This is a genomic window from Serratia ficaria, assembly GCF_900187015.1.
In the GTDB taxonomy this organism is placed as follows: Bacteria; Pseudomonadota; Gammaproteobacteria; order Enterobacterales; family Enterobacteriaceae; genus Serratia; species Serratia ficaria.
This window is the reverse complement of the sequence record NZ_LT906479.1, coordinates 3,385,786-3,406,728: the sequence shown is the minus strand read 5'-3', so window position 1 is coordinate 3,406,728 and position 20,943 is coordinate 3,385,786. Positions and strand designations below refer to the sequence as shown.

Annotated in this window: 19 protein-coding genes; 13 read left to right on the top strand and 6 right to left on the bottom strand. The window is 58.6% G+C overall.

Annotated features, from left to right (window positions below; genetic code table 11):
• Positions 1–99: 99 nt before the first annotated feature.
• Both CKW09_RS16175 and CKW09_RS16170 read left to right on the top strand, forming a co-directional pair.
• Positions 100–1,554, top strand: a complete 1,455-nt coding sequence (locus tag CKW09_RS16175; protein ID WP_095098317.1) for an MFS transporter — start codon at positions 100–102, stop codon at positions 1,552–1,554.
• Complete coding sequence (locus tag CKW09_RS16170) at positions 1,551–2,768, top strand: acyl-CoA dehydrogenase family protein (RefSeq protein ID WP_061797509.1); 1,218 nt, start codon at positions 1,551–1,553, stop codon at positions 2,766–2,768. The genes CKW09_RS16175 and CKW09_RS16170 overlap by 4 nt, the downstream gene beginning before the upstream one ends.
• 42 nt (positions 2,769–2,810) lie before the next feature.
• Here the strand turns inward: CKW09_RS16170 and CKW09_RS16165 are convergent, their stop codons facing one another.
• Positions 2,811–3,446: a flavodoxin family protein gene (locus CKW09_RS16165; RefSeq protein WP_061797507.1), complete on the bottom strand. Its 636-nt coding sequence runs from the start codon at positions 3,444–3,446 to the stop codon at positions 2,811–2,813.
• A 119-nt stretch (positions 3,447–3,565) separates the two neighbouring features.
• Here CKW09_RS16165 and CKW09_RS16160 point away from each other — a divergent pair, with 119 nt between their 5' ends.
• The 4 genes from CKW09_RS16160 (at position 3,566) to CKW09_RS16145 (ending at position 8,377) form a co-directional block, all read left to right on the top strand.
• On the top strand, positions 3,566–4,447 hold the full coding sequence (locus CKW09_RS16160) for a LysR substrate-binding domain-containing protein (RefSeq protein WP_061797505.1): 882 nt from the start codon (positions 3,566–3,568) through the stop codon (positions 4,445–4,447).
• Between the two features lie 86 nt (positions 4,448–4,533).
• Positions 4,534–5,121, top strand: coding sequence for a nitroreductase family protein (locus tag CKW09_RS16155; protein ID WP_061797504.1), 588 nt, complete (start codon positions 4,534–4,536; stop codon positions 5,119–5,121).
• A 131-nt stretch (positions 5,122–5,252) separates the two neighbouring features.
• Positions 5,253–5,546 (top strand): DUF2623 family protein, encoded by a 294-nt coding sequence (locus CKW09_RS16150; RefSeq protein WP_095098314.1) that lies wholly within the window; start codon positions 5,253–5,255, stop codon positions 5,544–5,546.
• 266 nt (positions 5,547–5,812) lie between these two features.
• Entirely contained in the window at positions 5,813–8,377 is a 2,565-nt protein-coding gene (locus tag CKW09_RS16145) for an autotransporter family protein (protein WP_095098311.1), read from the top strand.
• Between the two features lie 154 nt (positions 8,378–8,531).
• Here the strand turns inward: CKW09_RS16145 and CKW09_RS16140 are convergent, their stop codons facing one another.
• The 3 genes from CKW09_RS16140 to CKW09_RS16130 form a co-directional block, all read right to left on the bottom strand.
• The gene (locus CKW09_RS16140; RefSeq protein WP_061797501.1) at positions 8,532–9,209 is read right to left on the bottom strand and encodes a Fe2+-dependent dioxygenase; all 678 of its coding nucleotides are present in this window, start codon (positions 9,207–9,209) and stop codon (positions 8,532–8,534) included.
• 51 nt (positions 9,210–9,260) lie between these two features.
• On the bottom strand, positions 9,261–11,540 hold the full coding sequence (locus CKW09_RS16135; RefSeq protein WP_374188967.1) for a catecholate siderophore receptor Fiu: 2,280 nt from the start codon (positions 11,538–11,540) through the stop codon (positions 9,261–9,263).
• Positions 11,541–12,132: 592 nt separating this feature from the next.
• Complete coding sequence (locus tag CKW09_RS16130) at positions 12,133–12,723, bottom strand: TetR/AcrR family transcriptional regulator (RefSeq protein WP_061797500.1); 591 nt, start codon at positions 12,721–12,723, stop codon at positions 12,133–12,135.
• A 146-nt stretch (positions 12,724–12,869) separates the two neighbouring features.
• Here CKW09_RS16130 and CKW09_RS16125 point away from each other — a divergent pair, with 146 nt between their 5' ends.
• The gene (locus tag CKW09_RS16125) at positions 12,870–13,652 is read left to right on the top strand and encodes an SDR family NAD(P)-dependent oxidoreductase (protein WP_095098304.1); all 783 of its coding nucleotides are present in this window, start codon (positions 12,870–12,872) and stop codon (positions 13,650–13,652) included.
• Between the two features lie 118 nt (positions 13,653–13,770).
• On the top strand, positions 13,771–14,775 hold the full coding sequence (locus CKW09_RS16120) for an NADP-dependent oxidoreductase (protein WP_095100205.1): 1,005 nt from the start codon (positions 13,771–13,773) through the stop codon (positions 14,773–14,775).
• A gap of 41 nt (positions 14,776–14,816) precedes the next feature.
• Here the strand turns inward: CKW09_RS16120 and CKW09_RS16115 are convergent, their stop codons facing one another.
• Both CKW09_RS16115 and CKW09_RS16110 read right to left on the bottom strand, forming a co-directional pair.
• Positions 14,817–15,551, bottom strand: coding sequence for an NADPH-dependent F420 reductase (locus tag CKW09_RS16115; RefSeq protein WP_061797495.1), 735 nt, complete (start codon positions 15,549–15,551; stop codon positions 14,817–14,819).
• Between the two features lie 30 nt (positions 15,552–15,581).
• Positions 15,582–16,016, bottom strand: a complete 435-nt coding sequence (locus CKW09_RS16110) for a MarR family winged helix-turn-helix transcriptional regulator (protein ID WP_174524356.1) — start codon at positions 16,014–16,016, stop codon at positions 15,582–15,584.
• A gap of 576 nt (positions 16,017–16,592) precedes the next feature.
• Between CKW09_RS16110 and CKW09_RS16105 the strand changes: the two genes are divergently transcribed.
• From CKW09_RS16105 to CKW09_RS16085, 5 genes are all read left to right on the top strand, one after another.
• A complete protein-coding gene (locus CKW09_RS16105; RefSeq protein WP_095098301.1) occupies positions 16,593–17,225 on the top strand; it encodes an ECs1377 family protein in 633 nt (210 codons plus the stop codon).
• A gap of 350 nt (positions 17,226–17,575) precedes the next feature.
• Positions 17,576–17,899 (top strand): PTS sugar transporter subunit IIB, encoded by a 324-nt coding sequence (locus CKW09_RS16100; protein ID WP_061797490.1) that lies wholly within the window; start codon positions 17,576–17,578, stop codon positions 17,897–17,899.
• Positions 17,896–19,221: a PTS sugar transporter subunit IIC gene (locus CKW09_RS16095; protein ID WP_095098298.1), complete on the top strand. Its 1,326-nt coding sequence runs from the start codon at positions 17,896–17,898 to the stop codon at positions 19,219–19,221. The genes CKW09_RS16100 and CKW09_RS16095 overlap by 4 nt, the downstream gene beginning before the upstream one ends.
• A gap of 13 nt (positions 19,222–19,234) precedes the next feature.
• On the top strand, positions 19,235–20,626 hold the full coding sequence (locus tag CKW09_RS16090) for a glycoside hydrolase family 1 protein (protein WP_061797487.1): 1,392 nt from the start codon (positions 19,235–19,237) through the stop codon (positions 20,624–20,626).
• Positions 20,626–20,943, top strand: a complete 318-nt coding sequence (locus CKW09_RS16085; protein WP_061797486.1) for a PTS lactose/cellobiose transporter subunit IIA — start codon at positions 20,626–20,628, stop codon at positions 20,941–20,943. The genes CKW09_RS16090 and CKW09_RS16085 overlap by 1 nt, the downstream gene beginning before the upstream one ends.

The following is a 20,943-nucleotide window of genomic DNA, read 5'->3' as shown; positions in this document are numbered from 1 at the left end:
ATTGATATTAATCATATTTATAGCGAAATTTGTTGTTTGTCGGCGTGCGTGTTTCACCCTATAAACGAGGTGTCACCCGCCAATTGCAACGAGGAAACTATGAGTACCTTAAATATTGATACCGCACCGCCGTTATCTGCGCCCATCGGCTCGGCCAGCGATGTGGCGCGTTTGATTAACCAACGCAGCGAGAAAAATACCCATGCGCGCATGATAGTGCTGTTGGCGCTGGGCGGCGTTTTTCTCGATGCCTATGACCTGACCACGCTGTCTTACGGCATCGACGACGTGGTGCGCGAATTCAGCCTCAGCCCGCTGCTGACCGGGGTGGTGACCTCGTCGATCATGGTCGGCACCATTCTCGGCAACCTGGTCGGCGGCTGGCTGACCGACAGGTACGGCCGCTACCAGGTGTTTATGGCCGATATGCTGTTCTTTGTGGTTTCCGCCATTGCCGCCGGGCTGGCCCCCAACGTCTGGGTGCTGATCGGCGCGCGCTTTTTGATGGGCATCGGCGTCGGCATCGATTTGCCGGTGGCGATGGCCTACCTGGCCGAGTTCTCCAAATTCACCGGCAAGGCCAACAAGGCGTCGCGCCTGGCCGCCTGGTGCCCGATGTGGTACGCCGCGTCGTCGGTGTGCTTTCTGATCATCTTCGCGCTCTATTTTCTGCTGCCGGCCGAACACGCCGACTGGCTGTGGCGCGCCTCGTTGATTTTCGGCGCCGTGCCGGCGCTGCTGATCATCATGGTGCGCAGCAAGTTCATGAACGAGTCGCCGCTGTGGGCCGCCAATCAGGGCGATCTGAAAGAGGCGGCGCGCATCCTGCGCGAGTCTTACGGCATCGCCGCCCATGAGGCGGAACCTGACGCCGCCAAACCGCCGCCGCCGCCGAAGGTCAGCTTCCGCGTGTTGTTTCAGAAGCCATACCGCGAACGCACCCTGGTTTCCAGCGTGATGAACGTTTGCATTTCCTTTGAATACACCGCCATCGCCTTCTTCCTGCCGTCGATTCTGGCGCAGTTTCTCGGCGCCGGGGTATTTGAAACCATCTCCGCTTCGCTCGGGCTGAACGTGCTGTTCGCCTTTACCGGCGGCCTGCTCGGCATGCGGCTGGCGTGGAAGTACCCGTCGCGCCACGTGGCGATCGCCGGCTTTGCGCTGCAGTTTATCGCGCTGATTTCGCTGGCGCTGATCGGCCACCCGCAGGCGGCGTTCGGCGTCGGGCTGGCGATTTTGATGCTCGGCCTGTGGCTGTTCGCCGAAGGCTTCGGCCCCGGCGCGCAGATGATGATCTACCCGGCGCTGTCTTACCCGACGGCGATCCGCGCCACCGGCGTCGGCTTCGGCCGCTCGCTGTCCGGCATCGGCAGCGCGCTGGCGCTGTTTATTCTGCCGATCCTGCAGGCGCACTTCGGCACCGACATGTTCTGGATTGTTTCGCTGGCGGCGGCTATCCCCATCGCCTTCCTGCTGGCCATTCGCTTCGAGCCGACGGCGCACGACATCGACGACCTGGGCGAATCGCCCCAACCACAGAGGAAACTGCCATGACTCAGCATCTGTTATCCACCGGCGCGGACTATCAGCAATTGGCCGCGCGTTTTCGGCCCATTTTCGCCGACATCGCCGCCGGCGCGGTGGAGCGTGAGCTGTCGCGCACCCTGCCGCACGAGCCGATCCGTTGGCTGAAAGAGGCGGGCTTCGGCGCGCTGCGCATTCCGCGCGAGAAGGGCGGCGACGGCGCTTCGCTGCCGCAGCTGTTCGAACTGCTGACCGAACTGGCGGAGGCGGATTCCAACCTGCCGCAGGCGCTGCGGGCGCATTTCGCCTTTGTCGAAGATCGGCTGAACGCCCCGGACGACCCGCAGCGCGATCGCTGGTTCCGGCGCTTTCTCGACGGCGAGCTGGTCGGCAGCGGCTGGACCGAGATCGGCGACGTGAAGTTGGGGCAGGTCAACACCCGGGTGACGCCGCAGGCCGACGGCTGGTTGCTCAACGGCGAGAAGTTTTACAGCACCGGCAGCCTGTTCACCGACTGGATCGACGTCTACGCCGAGCGCAGCGACAACGGCGGCGCGGTGATCGCCGTGGTGAACGTCGGCCAGCCCGGCGTGGAGCGCGACGACGACTGGGACGGCTTTGGCCAGCGCACCACCGGCAGCGGCACCACGCGGTTTATCGACGCGCGGGTCGAGCGGGCGCACGTGTATGACTTTGCCGAACGCTTTCGTTACCAGACGGCGTTCTACCAGCACGTGCTGCTGGCGACGCTGGCGGGCATTGGCCGCGCGGTGTTGCGTGACGTCGGCGAGGGGGTGCGGCGGCGCAAAAGGGTCTACAGCCACGGCAACGCCGGCTGGGTGAAGGACGACGTGCAGATCCAGCAGGTGGTGGGGCACATCAGCGCCTGGGCTTACGCGGTGGAGGCGACGGTGCTGAAGGCGACCGCCTCGCTGCAGCAGGCTTACGAGGCGCATGACTCTGGCGATGAGGCGCGGCTGCAGGCGCTTAACGTGGCGGCGGAACTGGATGCCGCCAGGGCGCAGGTGATCGCCGGGGAATGGGTGCAGCGCGCCGCCGGCGAGCTGTTCAACGCGCTGGGCGCCTCGGATACCCGCACCGGCAAGGCGCTGGATCGCCACTGGCGCAACGCCCGCACGCTTTCTTCGCATAACCCGGTGATCTACAAGGCGCGCGACATCGGCGACTGGGAAATTAACCGCCATGCGCCGACCTTTATCTGGCAAATCGGCAGCGGCGGCTGAGGAACGGGCGAAAGTCAGGGGCGGCGAGGCCGCCCGGTCAGGTTACTCCGGCCACACCTGGGTGCTGCGCGGGCTGTCCATGCGGTAGTCGGAGTAGCTGCGGGTGAAGATCTCGCGTCCCAGCGCGCGCGCCGCCTGCAGCGGATCGCGCGGGTCGCGGGCGATTTCGCCGCGCTTGTTGCCTGCGCCGTGGACCAGGCCGACAAACTCGGAATGGGTGTAGCGGCTGAACTCCTGGATCTGATGCACGATGCCCAACGCCGCGCCGGGGTAAGTTTCTTCCGAAGCCACCGCCAGCCCGATGCGTTTGCCGCGCATGCGCCGATGTACCTGCTCCGCCTGCGGGTAGGCGTCGGAATAGAAGCTGAAGGAGCGGTCGAAGAAGGCCTTGGTCTGCGCCGACATGCCGTACCAATAAACCGGCGTGCAGAATACCGCCGCATCGGCCGGCAGAAAACGCTCCAGAAACAGTTCGGCGTAGCGATCGTCCGCCGGCGGCGCATGCCGCTCGTCGCTGAGAAAGCCGCTGACGTAGTCGTCGATAAAGTGCAGGCTGGCCTCGCTGCCTGCTGCGGTGGCGCCATCGATGACCGCCTGCCCGAGGGCGGCGCTGTTGCCGTCGCGGCGCGGGCTGCCGACCAGGACGATTAGGCGTTTCGGTTGATGAGTTGTGCTCATGTCAGTCTCCAGCGTTGCGGGTGAGGTTACCGGCCCTAATCTAGAAGATAACGGCGCCGGGCGACAAATGACGGCTTTTCTGCCAGGATGAGTTAAATTCATCTATTGGAGCCACCGTCATGTTCGCCACGCTGCCCGTCAATGCCTTGCGCACCTTCGAGTCCGCCGCCCGCTTGCGCAGCTTCAAGCTGGCGGCGGAGGAATTGGCGGTGACGCCAACGGCGATCTCGCATCAGATCAAAAGCCTGGAACAGCAGTTGGGTTTTGCGCTGTTTGAACGGGTGCCGCGCGGCGTACGGCTGACGCCGAAGGGCGAGCGGCTGTTTAGCGGCGTGCACGGCGCCTTGCTGGACGTCGCCAATACGCTGGAGACGCTGCGGCCGGTGCCCAGCGCCGGATCGCTGTGCGTTTCCGTTACGCACTCCTTCGCCGCGCTGTGGCTGGTGCCGCGGCTGGGCCGGTTTTATCAGGCCTATCCGCATTATCTGGTGCGGCTGGAAGCCTGCGCCGAGGTGATCGATCTGCAGCAGGACGCCAGCGTGGACATCGCGGTGCGCTACAGCCGCGCTCGGTATCCCGCCCTGCATCAGGCGGCGCGGCTGGAAGAGTCGTTTGGCGTGTACGCCGCGCCGGGCTTTGCCGCCGCTGAGCCGAAGAAACCGGTGCTGATCACCGTCAAATGGGGCGATTCCGCGCTGTACGATACCGGCTGGCGCGACTGGTGCCAGGCCGCGGGGGTGGACTGGTGGCGGCGGCATGCGGCGCTGCGCAGTTACGATGAGGAACATTATGCGCTGCAGGCCGCGGTGGCCGGGCAGGGGTTGGTGCTGGCCAGTTCGGTGATGGTGTCCGATCTGGTGAACAATGGCCTGCTGGCGGCGGTCAGGCCGGAGATCCGCGTGCCGGGCGCCGCTTACAGCGTGCTGTGCGCGCCCGGCCGCGAACGCCATCCGCCGGTCAGGGCGTTTTTGTCCTGGCTGCAGCAGGAACTGCCGCGCTGAATCAGCGCACAAAATAGAAGTTTTTCTGGCATAAGGTGTGGGAATATCAGATAACTTCCGTATTCACTTCAACGAGAGAACGCCCCATGAGTCAGCCCAGAATCCCTGATTACCCGATTGATGCGCAGTTTATCGAACGCTGGTCGCCGCGCGCGCTGGCAAACGATCCGCTCGACGATGAAACGCTGCTGAGCTTCTTCGAAGCGGCGCGCTGGTCGCCTTCCGCCTACAACATTCAGCCGTGGCGCTTCGCCTACAGCAAGCACGGCTCCGACAGTTGGGAAGACTACCTGGAGTTTTTGATCGAGTTCAACCGCAGCTGGGCGCAGCACGCCTCGGCGCTGGTGGTGATCATCTCCAAAACCACCAGCGTGAACGGCGAGCAGGAAGTCGGCAACCCGAGCCATTCCTTCGACACCGGCGCCGCCTGGGCCAACCTGGCGCAGCAGGCGCACCTGAAAGGCTGGCTGACCCACTGCATGGGCGGCGTACACCACGATAAAATCAAGGCCGCGCTGAAGCTGCCGGACAACTACGTGGTGCACGGCATGGTGGCGATCGGCAAACCGGGCGATAAATCGCGCCTGCCGGACTTCCTGCAGGATAAAGAGATCCCTTCGGGCCGCCTGCAGCTGGAAAAAACCGTGATTGAGGGGCTGAATTTCAGCCTGTGACCGAATCCGATCGAGGCCCGCTTGGCGGGCTTTTTTATGCCTCAAATCCGCGGATAAAACCCGGAGGGTATGTTCCCTTGCCGTCAATCGCTGCATAATTATTTATATATCGGTATGAAATGGAGTCCACCATGGGCAATCACTTCGGCAAGGGGCTGCTGGCGGGATTAAAAGCGCAGAACCTGAAACCGGCGGCGGAACTGTCGAAGTTTTGCTCCGACTACAAACGCGGCTTCGTGCTGGGCTATGCGCACCGTCTGGCGGAAAGCACCGGCGATGAGAATCAGGCGGCGTTCGAAGCGGGAAGGCTGTGCCGGGATTATGGCCTCGGCGGTGAGTCAATGGGCGAGTTTTTCTCCGGCGGCGCCAGCCGCCTGGCGGAAAAGTTCTTTTGTGCCGGCTATAACCGGCCGGGTAAAAATTAACGGTTCCCCGCACTTTCCTGCCGGCAAACCGTACTGGATTGCCGGTTTTGGCTGACGATGATTTAACGGCAATGCCGGATTTGCGCCTGGAACACGGCTCTGGCAATGCCGAAATAATCTGAAAATTTCCGCCTGCATGGCGAGATCCCCCTGCCTATGCCAATCTTATTGAGCTTCTCAGAGCCGCTGCCGGCTCTTTTTTTGCGTTCGAATATCAGCAATGTATAAGGTTAAAAATTATTAACTGCCAAAATAACAAGGAGAAAATGGTGAATATACTCTGGGGGTATTATCCATCACCGGTAAAAACCCGGTTATCCAAACTCTATCTTGCATTGGCCATTGCGCCATTGACGATCGTCGGGAATATAGATCTTGCTCGTGCGGACGATGTCGTCTTTGAGGGCGATCATCGCATCACTGAAACGGTATCCTATGACGGCAATGTGACTATCGGTTCGGCAATGAATGATGGAAAATTATTGATAGACGGCGGTGGGTTAAATGCCAAAAACATATATATAAAGAACGTAGGGGTCGAGTCTTCGGCGTTGTTGGTTCTGCGCGGGGCAAATTCATTTGTAAATACCCAGGGCGGCAATATATACCTGAATCTTGGTGCGTTGGTCATTGGCAGCGATGCTCATTTTGAATATGACCCGAATGAGCCTGATTGGGCATACCCAGAAGTAAAGTTGGGTGCGGCGCAGGCACCCGGAGTCATTGATGACAATACGGTGATACATACCAGCAGTTTTGGATTTATTCCCGACGCCGATATTATTTTTAATCATAATTCAAATGACTATGAACTAAAAAATAAAATAGATGGGTTCGCGACGATCCTGAATTACGCGGGGCAAACAACTTTAAGCGGGGATATGTTTTTTTTCGAGGGGAACATTACTGCCAAAGGCGGGAAGCTGATCCTCAATAGCGACGTCAATACGGAAGTTGATACTGCTTACAAGTATCAGGCGTTGACCGTTGAGGATGGGGCTACCTTGATCATCAATGGAACGGCGGGCACATTTGCTTCTGGCTCCGGGTCCGGTAGCCTCGCGTTTTCAACGTCGGCATTCGTCAAGTCCGGGGGCGTTCTGGGCGGCAAAGGAACCTTTGGCAGAACCCTGGTGGAAACCGGCGGGCATATTTCCCCCGGTGATGGCGATATTGGCAAGTTGACGATTAGAAGCTGGCTGACTTTCCAGGACGGATCGTTTTATGACGTCGACATTGCCGCGGACGGCCGCAGCGATCAGTTGGGCATGCAGGGCGAGACGACGATCGGCAATAACGTTAAGGTGCTGGTGAATGCGCTTGACCCGCATACCAGCTACCAGAATGGGCAAAGCTACCGCATTCTGAGTTCGGGCGGCGGGATCAAGGGCATGTTCAGCGAGGCGGTGCTGAAGTCGGCATTCCTCGACGCAACGTTAACCCGCGACCGGCAATATGTTTATTTGGCTATCGCACAAAAAGATACCGGTGGGGGTACGCCTGGCGGCGGCGACGGCAACACCGGCGGCGGCGACGGCAATACCGGCGGCGGTGACGGCAATACCGGCGGCGGTGACGGCAATACCGGCGGCGGCGACGGCAACACCGGCGGCGATGACGGCAATACCGGCGGCGGTGACGGCAATACCGGCGGCGATGACGGCAATACCGGCGGTGGCGACGGCAATGCGGGGTCGACGGGGATCTTCCAGACCGTCGCCACTACGGGCAACCAATGGACTACCGCCGGAGCGCTGGGGACCCTGGCGCAGGAAGGTCCTTCACTGGCCCTGTACAATGGGTTATTGATGCTGAGCGCGTCGGAAGCGCGCGAGGCGTTCAATCAGCTTTCCGGCGAACAGTTCGCATCGGTGCAGTCCAGCCTGCAACAGGGCAGCATGCTGGTCGGCAATGTCGTTAATCAGCATATGCTGACGATGTTTGACGATAACGGCGTCTTGCCGGTGCCGCCAATGGCCATGAGCCTGGTGCAGGGGGGCGAACGCGAACGCAACGGCGCCTGGGGGCAGACATTTGGCACCTGGACGCGCACTCAGGGCGACAGCAATATCGGCAAGCTCGACAGCGATACCGGCGGTTTCCTGGTTGGCGCCGATCGTGAGTTCAGCGACAACGTGCGGGCCGGCGCCTATGCGGGCTACAGCCGCACCCGTTTCGATGTTGATAACCGCGCCTCCTCCGGCCATAGCGATAACTACCACCTCGGTCTGTATGCCGGCGGCCAAAAGGATGCGCTCGCCTTGCGCGGCGGCCTGGGATATACCTGGAATCGCATTGAAAGCACGCGCAATGTCGGTTTCAGCACATTCTCGGATCGCTTGTCCGCTGACTACGACGCCAACGCGTTGCATGCGTTCACCGAGCTGGGCTATCGGCTGGGGAATGAGACGGTCAGCGCGGAGCCTTTCGCCAATCTAAGCTATGTGCGCTTGCATACCGACAACGTTGAGGAACAGGGCGGGGCGGCGGCGTTGCGCGTCGAAGACGAAACCATGAATACCTTCTACTCGACGTTGGGGCTGCGTGGTGCAAGCGAGCTCCCGCTGGGCGGTGTCGATCTGACGCTGCACGGCACCCTGGGTTGGCAGCATGCCTATGGCGATACGGACACCTCGGCCAGGATGGCGTTTGCCACCGGCGACGCTTTCACGACCCAGGGAGCGCCGATCGATAAGGATGTGGCGATAGTGGGCGCGGGTGTCGATGTTCAGCTGACGCGCTCCACGCGTATCGGGATTTCCTATCAGGGGCAATACGGTGCGGATCTGCAGGCCAATTCGGTTAACGCCCAGCTGCAGGTTACCTTCTGACCGGCAAGGAATGGCCGAAGTGATAAACGCCGCGCATCCTTTTCGAGGTGCGCGGCGTCAAAATTTGGCTCCCGGGCGTCTTCGAAGCGGAGCGCGGGTTGCCTTTCGCCTACCACATTTCGCTAATTGTTGCGCCATTACGTCGGCAAGGGGGCTACACCTCGGCCCATTCGCGCAATAGGTTGTGGTACAGGTTCAGCAGCGACAGGATCTCATCCTGCTCGCCGAATGCGGTGCGCAATTTCTGGATATTCTGATCAAGTTCGAACAGTTGGGTGCGTTTCCGGTCGTCGCGCACCATGGACTGAACCCACAAGAAAGAGGCGACGCGGTGGCCTTTGGTGACCGGCGTGACGCAGTGCAGGCTGCTCGCCGGGTACAGGATCATATCGCCGGCGGGCAGTTTGACGCTGTGTTGGCCATAGCTGTCGTTGACGACCAGTTCACCGCCTTCATAGCCGCCGGGATCAACCAAAAACAGCGTGGCGGACAGATCGGTGCGCATCCAGCCGCTGGCGTCGTTTTGGCGCATGGCGCCATCGACATGAAAGCCGTAAAACTGCGCATTCCGGTAGCTGTTGAACAGCGGATTGGACAGCCTTGCGGGCAGCGCGGCGGCAAAGAACAGCGGATTGCGCTGCAGCGCCGCGCCGACCACGGCCTGCGCTTTTTTGTAGCCTGCGCTTTGCATGTCCAACTGCCGATTGTTTTTGACTTTGGCGCCTTGTTCTCCGGTGCTGACGCGGCCGTCGACCCACGGGGTTTCGGCCAGCGTATGCAGCAGGCAATGGACTTCTTCGGGGGTTAGCACTTCCGGGATATGCAGCATCATGATTGGCGTTCCTTGCCTCCCGCAGGACAGCCCCGCGGGACGGCGCGAAGATTAGAAATGCACGTTGGTGGTCAACATGAAGGTGCGCGGATCGCCAGGATGATAGCGATAGCCGCTTTTGTTGATCGACGATACGTAGTCTTTGTCGAAGAGGTTGTTGAGGTTAAGCTGGACATCGACGTGCTTATTGATCTTATAGCCCGCCATCGCATCCGCGACCCAATATCCCTCGGTGTAAGCCGGCGTGCCCACCGCGCCGTCTTTGCCGCGCTTCATCCCGCCGACGTAACGCGCGCCGCCGCCAAGGGTGAGCCGATCGGTGATTTGGTAATGGGTCCATAGCGTGAAAGCCCGTTTTGGCGTGTAGGTCAGCGCCGATGAACCGTCCTGTGCGGCATTGGCCCCGTCGCGGATGCTGGCGTTTTGCAAGGTGTAACCGGCGAACAGGCGCCAGTCGGGGGTGATATTGCCGACCATGCCCAACTCATAGCCTTGAACGCGTTTCTTGCCGTATTGAGAATAGGTTGCGTCGTCATTTTTCCCCACCTCGTTTTCAATATCGGTACGGAACAGCGCCGCCGTCAGCAGCAGGTGATTGCCCAACAGCGCCCATTTGGTGCCGATCTCGATGGTTTTCGCCTTTTGCGGCTTGAAGTCAGTTCGGTTGGCGCTGCTGCCTGAGCCGGACTCCGCCAGCGAAAAGTTGTTGCCGCCGGGCGGTTGTTGAGAAATGCCGTAGTTGAGGTAGGCGTTGCCGCGCTCGGTGATATGGTACAGCGCGCCGGCTTTCCAATTGAACAGGTTGCCGGTTTTGGCGATATCCAGCGTGTTGATGGGCGTATTGGTCGCTATGCCCGGCGGGCAGACTACGGCTCGGCGCCCGGAACCGCCGCAGGCGGTGGCGCGATCGTATGAGGTACGGTAGCTGTCTAAGCGAACGCCGCCGTTAATTTCAACGCTTCTGCCCAGTTCAAGCGTGTCGAACGCGTACAGGCCGAAAGTCTCGGTTGTGCCGTTGGCGTTGGCGCCGTTGCGTGACACTGCGGGGGCGGAAACCGACGGTTCGGGACGGTAGATATTGACGGCCGGCAGGGCGACGGCGTGCAGGCCATAATGGGTTTGGCGCTCGCGCGTAAACTCCACGCCGGCGCTAACGTCGTGGCGCACCGTGCCGGTACTGAATTTGCCGGTCAGGTTGGTTTGGTTGCTCAGCAAGGTGTTGCGCGCATCTTTGGTATTGGCCAGCCGTGAAGCGGTCCAGGTGTCGACACGATTAGCATCGACGATAACCACGTTTTTGTCGCCTATCATAAAGGCGCTCAACAGATAATCCTGTTTCACCTGGGACCAGCGGGTGGTATTGCGCAGCGTGAGGTTATCCGTAAGATCCCGTTCCAGGCGGAGCGTTGCCGTATCCGTGGTCGAGTTGTCGCGATCGTCTCGGGTGCCATAAAAATTACGGCTGTTCACTTTCCCCGCGTCGTTCAACGCGTCGGTTCGGGCACTCGGCGCGGAATAACCCGGTAAACCGAGGGTGGGAACGCCGCCGTCCGGCACGTTGTCCTGTTGCAGATGGAGGTAGTTCAGGTAGAGGCGGGTGGCAGTGCCAAGGCCGTAAGCGAAGGAGGGAGCAACGCCGAAACGTTCTTGCCGCACATGGCGACGGCCGGCCTCCGGCGCTTTCTCACCCAGCAGATTCAAACGGATAGCCGAGGTTTCGCCGAATGCCTGGTTATAGTCCAGCGTGGCGCGGCGGTAACGGGCGCTGCCCAGGCTGGCCGACGCGTCCAGGCCGGTATCCATGCGCGGTTGCTTGCTGACCTGATTGATCGAACCGCTGGGGGCGCTGCGGCCATAGTCTGCACCTGAAGGGCCTTTGAAAACTTCGATTTGCTCGGTATTGAAGGTGTCTCTGGAAACGCTGGCTATATTGCGCATGCCGTCCAGGTAGAGGCTGTTGGAGGTATCAAACCCGCGCATGTAGACGGCATCACCGGTCGTTGAGTTGCCGTTTTCGCCGGCGAAAAAAGCGCCTGCGCCGGCCACGTTTTTTAACGCCGCGGTCAGCGTAGTGGCGCCCTGTTCTTTGATTAGCGCTTCAGGGATCAGCACCATCGTACGCGTCGTATCTTTCTGCGGGCGGGTAAATTTGGGGTCGGCCGATGCCTGGATATAAAACGAGTCTGGCGCATCGGCGGTCACCAGCCTTTCTTCGCTCGCCGGAGCCGGGGAGGCGGTTTCGGCGAGGCTGGCGCCACTCGCCCCCATGCAAAGCCCGGTAAACAAGGTTAAGGAGCTAACGCCGGAGAATGAAAACCGGTCGTTCGAAATCCTGGCCGGTGAAGTTTTTACATTTTTTATATAGTTCATTTTTATCATCTTCCTGATGTAAATGGTAATGAGAACTATAATCACTGGTAGGTTATTGTGCAGCGATTTTATTTTCACTCTTACGTGAAAAGCTAATGATATTTAACTTTTTCTTTACTGTTTTTATTTGTTTCGCGCCTGATGTGCCAAATTATTTTTCTGTGGGTAATATATTAATTTATGATGAGTTTTTACGATGCACGGGGTGTTTGGCGAAATTTTTTAGTTTATTCGTAGAGTTGCCTGAATAATGTAATTTGTTCGCGTCAATTAAATATATAAGTGATTGGATTAAAAAACGCCTGACTTTTCTAATGAGTAGCCTAAGCAGATATATTAATATTATTGTGATGCCGCTCTCAGGAGATTTGTCCATTTCTCGACAAAAACATGAATAAGGTAAAATAACTATTTACCCGATGCCAGGAGGGAAAGCCGGACGGGAAGTATAGTTGCTCTCGACGCGCCGTTCCGCTAAGGCACCAAAGCGCCGGCCGGGTTGGCGAGCGAAAATATGCATGCAAAAAGCGGCCTTCGCCGGAAGGCTGCTTTTTTATGTTATCGGCGCGGAAAATTCACCGCCGACATCTTCTTGAGCTTCCTGAGCGAGCAGGCGGGAACGGCAAACGTCCAGAATTTCATCCGCCAGGGTGGAATCATCAGGGCAGGCGCGAGACAGCACCAGAGCACCGACAAGATGCGCGAGGGTGTCGATCAGGTCTGCACGCGTTGCGCTTCCCGCGCCGTTTTCATCGGCTAAAAGGCTCAGCTGTCGTTCGATCCCGGCGGAAAATGTCGCCTTGATTGATTCTGATTGACGGGCTGTATCGGTACCCAGCGCCGACATCACGCAACCCTTACCCATAGCATCGCGATGCTGGCGGGAGAGGTAGTCTGCGATAAACTTTTCCCGCTCCACGCCTAACGAGCTTTCCGCCGATCGCCTAAAACCGCAGCTCATCGCCTCCGACAATAAATCCGCCTTGGAAGCGAAGTGCTTATAGAACCCGCCGTGGGTCAAACCTGCCGCCGACATCAATTCCGCGATGCCTACGCCGTCATAGCCCCGTTCACGAAACAACACCGAGGCGGCTTCAACAATACGCGCTCGGTTTTCGCGAACCTGCTCTTTAGACACTTTCACCCTTTCTGATCCCCACTGAAAACGCATGCTGCAAGTATACATTGATGATGATCGTAATCAAACCGATTGACTTTTTAGATTATGATCATCATCATTAACTTCGTGACTTAGGCCCCTGTTTATTCATTGATAAAGAAGATTAACTCATGACCAAATCATCAGTCCTCATTACGGGCGCGTCTACGGGCATTGGCGCCGTCTACGCTGAACGGTTCGCACGCCGGGGCCACGACCTCGTTCTGGTCGCTCGCGACAAGGCAAAGCTTGAGAGCCTTGCCGAGCGTTTGCGGCAGGAAAGCGGCATTTCCGTCGATATTCTGCCCGCGGACCTCACGCAAGCGGATGATTTAGCGGCCGTCGAAGCGCGCCTGCGTAGCGATGAGCGGATAGGCATTCTCATCAATAACGCGGGTATCGCGCAGGCGGGCGGCTTTATGGAACAGTCTCCTGATGCGATCGAACGGCTTATCGCGCTTAACGTCACGGCCTTGACGCGACTCGCCAGCGCGGTGACGCCACGCTTTGCGCAAGCCGGCGAAGGATCGATAGTCAATATCAGCTCCGTTGTCGGTCTGGCACCCGAATTTGCCATGTCGGTATATGGCGCCACCAAGGCCTTCGTTCTTTTCCTGTCGCAGGGAATGAACCTGGAACTGTCCGCCAAGGGCATTTATGTTCAGGCGGTGCTTCCCGCCGGCACTTACACGGAAATTTGGCAACGCGCAGGCATCGACATCAGTGCCTCACCCAAAATGATGGAGGCAGGGGCGTTAGTCGATGCGGCGCTGGTTGGCTTTGATCGCCGCGAGCTCGTTACCATGCCACCGTTACACAACGCGGCGCGCTGGGAGGCCCTCGACGCCGCGCGACAGGCGCTGCTTTCAGACATCAGGCAAGATGAACCCGCAGAGCGATATAAAACCCTTTAAAGGCCTTGTTTCAGCAGGGCAAATAAACCCGCAGCGCTTGTGGCGGGGCCCCCTCGGGTATTGGCGAGGCGACGGCAGGCAACGATTGAAACGGAAAGTACAGCGGGGGAAGAAGACGATGAAAGCCTTCAGGTTTAAACGCTATGGCAAATCGCCCGAATTGGGGTTCGATGACGTAGATTATCCGACACCCGGCGCCAATGACATTCTGGTTAAAGTGCACGCAGCGGGGCTGAATCCTATCGACAACAGGGTGCCGACCGGCATATTCAAGCCGATTTTGCAGTTTAAGCTTCCCGCCACATTAGGCAGCGACCTGTCTGGCGTTGTCGTTGCCGTGGGGAGCCGCGTGACGCGTTTTACGCCAGGCGACGAAGTCTTCGCCAGCATTTTCGATACGGGAACGGGCTCGCTTGCCGAGTTTGCGACGGTGCCCGAGAGCGTCGCCGCCTTGAAGCCGGCAAATCTGGACTTCGTGCAGGCGGCTTCGCTGCCGATGGTGAGCCTCACGTCCTGGCAAGCATTGACGGAGCGCGCCGGGCTGCGGCCCGGTCAGAAAATTTTCATTCCGGCAGGGTCGGGAGGAATTGGCACCCTGGCGATCCAGCTGGCTAAATACCTGGGGGCCAGGGTAGGCACCACCACCAGCACGGGCAACGTCGCATGGCTTGAACGGCTGGGCGCGGACGAGGTGGTCGACTATAAAACGCAAGCATTCGAAAAGGTGTTGAGCGGCTACGACACCGTCCTTGGCACCATCGAAGGCGATACGATTGAAAAATCCATCCGGATCCTCAAGCCGGGAGGAAAGATTGTTTCTCTCGTCGGGCCGTTAGATGCCGCATTCGCACGGGCGCGGGGGTTAAACTTCTTGCTGACCTTGGCGTTTGGGATGATGAGCCGCAGGATAATGCGTCTGGCGCAAAAGCGAGGTATCGCCTATTCATTTCTGTTCGTTCGACCTGAAGGCGAACAGCTCGATCAAATCGGCAAACTGATCGAAGCTGAACGCATCGCCCCGGTGATCGACAAGGTATTCCCCTTTGCCGAGACCAAGAATGCGCTTGCCTACCTTGCCCAAGGGCATGCGAAGGGCAAAGTGGTGGTCAAGATAATCGAATGACCGGCCTGTTAACGCGCCGCCTTGCTAAAGGTGGCGAAGGATTAAGCCGTCACCGCCCGGTTGCGCGCAATGATGGCATCGTGCGTGAGTAAACTGCCGGCGGCGATGAACTCATTGATTAATGCGTCTCGGTTCAGAGGCGCCCGCGCTTTATCCGCCGTTTGCAGGGCAAGGTTCAGCTCATCGATTTTCAGCTCGGTGCAGTACGCCGGGGTGCCGGGCTGCTGCCGCCATGATTCGTTCAGCGGGCCGGCGTCAACCGCATCGAAGCCGGTCTGATTAACCAGCTCCAGCGCGATGGCTTTTGCATTGGCGCTGTCGCCGGCAACCGGGATGGCGAGACGGGATCCAGACCCGTCTGCAACGCCTTTCTCCGCCAACGTAGCCGCCAGAACGGCATTCCAGGCCTTAATCAAAGGCCGTTGAAGCACTTCACTGGCAAAGACGCTCTCCGGTTTCCCATTATTGATGTCAGCGATATCGCCATCGCGGAAGGGGTAGTAGTTAGAGGTATCGATAACAATCACGTTTTCGGGTACGCCAATTAACAGCGCCGCCAATTCTGCATGTTTGTCAAACGGCGTGGAGAGGATGATGACGTCCACATTGTGCACCGCTTCCTGACGCTCAACCGCGACCGCACCAGCTTCCCGCGCCAGCTCTGCAATGGTGTCCGGCCCCCTTGAGTTGGCCAGTTTGACCGCGTGCCCATGGCTTGAAAGTTTACGCGCCAGCGTTGCGCCTATATTTCCGGCGCCAATGATGCCAATTTTCATTTAATACCTCCGTATCCGAGTCGTAGGCGATTAACGGTCCGCCGGATGGGCAAAATCATTCAGGGTGTCGCGAAGTTCTTCCAGTTTGGCATCCGATAACCGGCAGGCTGATTTGATGTTATCGGTGATGCGCCAGAGTGCATCCTGCAGCGCTCTGCCTTCGTCCGTCAGGGTAATCAGCACCCGTCTTTCATCAGTGCGGTCACGCGTGCGGCGGACCCGCCCAGCGGCCTCGAGACGCTTGAGCACCGGGGTGATGGTGCCGGTGTCCATGCCGAGCTTGCCGCCGAGATCGCCGACGGTGCGGGGCGTTTCATTAAATAACTCCAGCATCACCAGGTACTGAGGGAAGGTGAGGCCCAGAGGCGCCAGAAAAGGTTTATGCAACCGGTTCATCCGGCTGGCCGCACCATAGAGCGCAAACGAAAGTTGTGTTCCGATTTCTCGGCGGGTCTGCGTTTTCATATCCGCTCCATTACCTTGTTGTTGATTGTCTAGTGCACTAGATAAAATACTAAGCCATTTTTTCCGCCATGAAAAGGCCGCGCACGGGTTAATTTGTGCGGCATAACATTTTCATACTCAGCTAAACCGGGGCGGAGTTGAAATTTCGCCAACTGACCCTATCTACAATCTGCTGCCCCGTTGCCGGCCTCGTAATGTTCGAAGCGGTTGAACATCGGCAGGGGCAGCGTCTTTCCCGCTGCGCATCACGCTCTAGCCGTTCAGCCAAGGCTGCTCACTGACATATTGCAAGAACAGCATCATGCTGATGCATACCAGTACCCCTATCACTATGATTATCGCCAGCCGCATAAATCCTCCCTCTTAATCATGGCCATGCGGGTCCCATCAGGTCAGGACATAGTAAGAAAAGACGATTCAATCATAAACCGATAATTCACCATAACGGCCGGGCGTGAAGGGGAAAGCGCGTCACTGCCGTTCCGTCGGCCTTCTCCCTGACAACTGACTTTCAGTTATCTCCGCCCGCTGATAAAGTGGGGCGGATACCGAAGAGCGATCGGGAGAGGCTTCAGCGTGACCGGACGAGTTGACTACCAGATTGAAAAGTATTGCTTTGCCGAAGCGACGGAAAGCCCCCGCCTGACCCGACAATGGGCCGATGTGATTGCCGAATGTCGGGAAAATAAGGCCGGAGCGGAGGAGCGCCTGCGTATCGCATTGCTGAACGTGGATTACGTTACGAGCTTTGAGCTTCCCTTCAGATTATTGCTCACCCGCGCCCCGCAATTGATAGCCGGCGTGCGCGATGAACTGCCGCTCAGCCAAAAAAACGTGCTGTTCAACGGTAAGCGTTTCGGCTGTATCTACAGCCTGAAGAGCGATCTGGCCGGAATACCGGACGAATTTCAGTACCGTCTGACGACCCGTATCCAGCGGGTCGACGCGGCGGGGATCACCGCGGCCCCTTACCGGCAAATCGCGCAAGAGGCGAAAGCGCCGCGGGAGCGCCTTAAATTGGCTCTGGAAAGCGGGCTGCCGGTCACGGCGCTGGACGGCCTCTTCTGGCTCGGCATACAGCGGATCGCGGCGGAGGTGCGGCGGCTGAGAGAGGGCGGTATGAAGATAGCCACCTCGGTGGCTGAGGTCTCCGATACCCTGACGGGAACGGCGCGGCCGGTGCCCGTTTACCGGCACGACACGCGTTAACGCTAATATCCGGGGGGCTTGACGCCCCCTGATACTCGACGCGCGTTCGTTGTATTCCGTATGCCGGCACTTGTCGGGCGGGCCTGTTTGCTCCCTGTCCATAATTAACTACCGCGCGCAGCTGACACATGCGGATTTATAACCGCGTCGCCATAGCAGTTCTTCCGCTCTTTTCCTGGCCTGGCCGCTAGCCTGCCGTTGAAATTGTGACCCAGCTCACGAGGTTTCCGCTATTTTATCTTTAATGCATGAGAACCCTCTCAAATCGATTTTTATTCATTGGAAACCGGTTTCCATTTTGTTTCCAATGAGGATCGGGAAGACCACGAATCGTCACTGGGGTAATCATAATGAAGAAAATCATGCTTTGTTGTTCTGCGGGGATGTCGACCAGTCTGTTAGTCAATAAAATGAATGCTGAAGCCGCCGGCCGCCAACTGGCGGTAGAGATCGCGGCGTTCAGCGCCAGCGAGTTCGATCAGCAGTTCCCGAACTATCACGTGGTGCTGCTTGGCCCGCAGATCAAGTACATGCTGCCGGCGCTGTCAGCCCGCGCAGCGGAGAAGGGCGTGCCGGTCGCGGCCATCGACATGATGGATTATGGCATGCAGCGCGGCGACAAGGTGCTGGACTTCGCGCTGGCGTTGATCGCACGGCAGGGAGCGCGCGCATGAGTTCCCTTTATCAGGCGATGGTCAGGATCATTGAACAGCGGGTCACGCCGTTGGCCGGCAGCGTCGGTCAGCAACGGCATGTGATAGCCATTCGCGACGGCTTCGTATCGGCGCTGCCGTTCATGATTATCGGTTCGTTCATGCTGGTGTTTATTTTCCCGCCGTTCGCCGCCGACAGCAGTTGGGGGATTGCGCGCGGCTGGCTGAACTTTTCTCTCAAATACCGTGAACAGCTGATGTTGCCGTTTCACCTCAGCATGGGGGTGATGACCTTCTTTATTTCGGTCGGCATCGGCGCCAGCCTCGGGCGGCATTACAAGCTTGATCCGATCATGACCGGTCTGCTGGCGTTTATGGCCTTCCTGCTGGTGGCTGCGCCGTACCGTGACGGCGTGATCGATACGCAATATTTCTCCGGCCAGGGGATTTTTACCGCCATCATTACCGCGCTGTATGCCGGTGAGCTATACGCCTGGCTCAAACGTCGCAACGTCACTATCCGGCTGCCGAAAGAGGTGCCGACCGGGGTGGCGCGTTCGTTCGAGATCCTGATCCCGGTGGTGGTGATCGTGGCGACGCTGCACCCGCTTAACCTGCTGGTGCAGAGCTATACCGGCATGATCATTCCGCAGGCCATCATGCACCTGCTGGAGCCGCTGGTTTCGGCGTCGGACTCGCTGCCGGCGATCTTGATTTCGGTGTTTATCTGCCAGATCCTGTGGTTCGCCGGCATTCACGGCGCGCTGATCGTAACCGGCATAATGAATCCATTCTGGATGACCAATCTGGCGCTGAACCAAACAGCACTCGCCGCGGGCGCGCCGTTGCCGCATATCTACCTGCAAGGATTCTGGGATCACTATCTGCTGATCGGCGGCGTCGGTTCAACTCTGCCGCTGGCGTTTTTGCTGCTGCGCAGCCGGGCCGTCCACCTGCGCGCCATCGGCAAGATGGGCGTGGTGCCGAGCATGTTCAATATCAATGAACCGATTCTGTTTGGCGCGCCGATCATCATGAACCCGGTATTTTTCCTGCCGTTCATTCTGGTGCCGATGATCAACGCCACCTTCGCTTATATCGCCACCAAACTGGGCTGGATCGCGCAGGTGGTATCGCTAACGCCGTGGACCACGCCGGCGCCGATCGGTGCCTCCTGGGCCGCCAACTGGGCCCTCAGTCCGTTGTTCATGTGCCTGTTCTGCATGCTGTTGTCGGCACTGATGTATTACCCGTTCCTGAAAGCCTACGAACGCACCCTGCTCAAGCAAGAGCAGGAAAACAATCAACCGCAAAGCGACGTCGCCGCCGCCGCCAATTCCTGAACAAGGAGCAATAATGAAATATTCGTTCCCGCAAGATTTTTGGTGGGGCAGCGCCAGCTCGGCGCCGCAGACCGAAGGGGAAAGCCTGAACTTCGGTAAAAGCGCCACCGTTTGGGATGAGTGGTTTGCACAGCAGCCGGGGCGCTTTCACCAGCAGGTCGGGCCGCAGGATACCTCCGGCTTTTACCGGCACTGGCGCGAAGATATCGCCCTGTTGAAACAGCTGAATCACAACACCTTTCGCACCTCGATTTCCTGGGCGCGGCTGATGCCGATGGGGCGCGGCGGCGTCAACCAGCAAGCGGTGGCGTTTTATAATCAGACGATCGATGAAATGCTGGCGCAGGGCATTACGCCGTTTATCAACCTGTTCCATTTTGACATGCCGATGGCGATGCAGCGGCTTGGCGGCTGGGAAAGTCGCGAGGTGGTTGATGCCTATGCTGAATTCGCCGATAACTGCTTCCGGTTGTTCGGTGACCGGGTGAAGCACTGGTTTACCTTCAATGAGCCGATCGTGCCGGTGGAAGGCGGCTATCTGTACAATTTCCATTATCCGAACGTGGTGGATTTCAAACGCGCCGCCACCGTGGCGTATCACACCATGCTGGCGCACGCTCAGGCGGTGAAAAAGTACCGCGCTCGGCAACAGGGCGGGGAAATCGGCATCATTCTCAACCTGACGCCGTCATACCCGCGCTCCGACAACCCTGCGGACGTCAAGGCGGCCGAGGTCGCCGACCTGATGTTCAACCGCAGTTTCCTCGACCCGGCGTTGCGCGGCGCGTATCCGCAGGAACTGGTGGCATTGTTGCAACAGCACGGCCAATTGCCGAGCTGCCGGCCGGGGGATGCGCAGTTGCTGCGGCAGGGCGTGGTGGATCTGCTGGGCGTCAATTATTATCAGCCGCGCCGCATACAGTGTCGCGACAGCCTGGTAAACCCCGACAGTCCCTTTATGCCGGAATGGTTCTTCAGCAGCTATGAAATGCCGGGCCGTAAAATGAACCCGTACCGCGGCTGGGAAATTTACGAAAAAGGCGTTTACGATATTCTGTCCAACCTGCGCGAAAATTATGGCAACCCGCGCTGTTTTATTTCAGAAAACGGCATGGGCGTGGAAGATGAGCTGCGATTTGAACGGGGTGGGCAGATCCAGGATGACTATCGCATTGCCTTTGTGCGCGACCATCTGCGCTGGGTACATCGCGGCATTCAGGAGGGCAGCAACTGTCTGGGCTACCATATGTGGACCTTTATCGACAACTGGTCATGGTGCAACGCCTATAAAAACCGCTATGGTTTTGTGCAGTTGGATCTGGCTACGCAGAAACGCAGCGTCAAAAAAAGCGGTGAGTGGTTTGCCGCCGTCGCCGAGGCCAATGGTTTTGAAGGAGCGGAATAATGGACGATCTGGAAAGCACGGTGATGGAAATCATCGTCAATGCCGGCCAAACGCGCAGCCTGTGTTTTGAGGCGTTGCAGGCCGCGCGCGATGGCGACTTTGCCCTGGCGCAGGCGCGTTTGCAGGATGCGGATAGCTATTGCCGCGCGGCGCATCGGGTACAGACCCAACTGATTGAGCATGACGCGGGCGAGGGGAAGACGCCGATGACGCTGATCATGGTGCATGCGCAGGATCATCTGATGAATGCTATTCTCGCTCGCGAGCTGATCGCTGAAATGGTCGAACTTTATCAACGACAGCGGGCGGCGAGTTAA

Bases quoted from the DNA above. Each gene is read 5' to 3' on its own strand.
- CKW09_RS16095 (WP_095098298.1), top strand. From the start codon at position 17,896: ATGAGTTCCCTTTATCAGGCGATGGTCAGGATCATTGAACAGCGGGTC.
- CKW09_RS16125 (WP_095098304.1), top strand. From the start codon at position 12,870: ATGACCAAATCATCAGTCCTCATTACGGGCGCGTCTACGGGCATTGGC.
- CKW09_RS16085 (WP_061797486.1), top strand. From the start codon at position 20,626: ATGGACGATCTGGAAAGCACGGTGATGGAAATCATCGTCAATGCCGGC.
- CKW09_RS16175 (WP_095098317.1), top strand. From the start codon at position 100: ATGAGTACCTTAAATATTGATACCGCACCGCCGTTATCTGCGCCCATC.
- CKW09_RS16145 (WP_095098311.1), top strand. From the start codon at position 5,813: ATGGTGAATATACTCTGGGGGTATTATCCATCACCGGTAAAAACCCGG.
- CKW09_RS16150 (WP_095098314.1), top strand. From the start codon at position 5,253: ATGGGCAATCACTTCGGCAAGGGGCTGCTGGCGGGATTAAAAGCGCAG.
- CKW09_RS16155 (WP_061797504.1), top strand. From the start codon at position 4,534: ATGAGTCAGCCCAGAATCCCTGATTACCCGATTGATGCGCAGTTTATC.
- CKW09_RS16140 (WP_061797501.1), bottom strand. From the start codon at position 9,209: ATGATGCTGCATATCCCGGAAGTGCTAACCCCCGAAGAAGTCCATTGC.
- CKW09_RS16170 (WP_061797509.1), top strand. From the start codon at position 1,551: ATGACTCAGCATCTGTTATCCACCGGCGCGGACTATCAGCAATTGGCC.
- CKW09_RS16100 (WP_061797490.1), top strand. From the start codon at position 17,576: ATGAAGAAAATCATGCTTTGTTGTTCTGCGGGGATGTCGACCAGTCTG.
- CKW09_RS16120 (WP_095100205.1), top strand. From the start codon at position 13,771: ATGAAAGCCTTCAGGTTTAAACGCTATGGCAAATCGCCCGAATTGGGG.
- CKW09_RS16090 (WP_061797487.1), top strand. From the start codon at position 19,235: ATGAAATATTCGTTCCCGCAAGATTTTTGGTGGGGCAGCGCCAGCTCG.
- CKW09_RS16115 (WP_061797495.1), bottom strand. From the start codon at position 15,551: ATGAAAATTGGCATCATTGGCGCCGGAAATATAGGCGCAACGCTGGCG.
- CKW09_RS16165 (WP_061797507.1), bottom strand. From the start codon at position 3,446: ATGAGCACAACTCATCAACCGAAACGCCTAATCGTCCTGGTCGGCAGC.
- CKW09_RS16160 (WP_061797505.1), top strand. From the start codon at position 3,566: ATGTTCGCCACGCTGCCCGTCAATGCCTTGCGCACCTTCGAGTCCGCC.
- CKW09_RS16110 (WP_174524356.1), bottom strand. From the start codon at position 16,016: ATGAAAACGCAGACCCGCCGAGAAATCGGAACACAACTTTCGTTTGCG.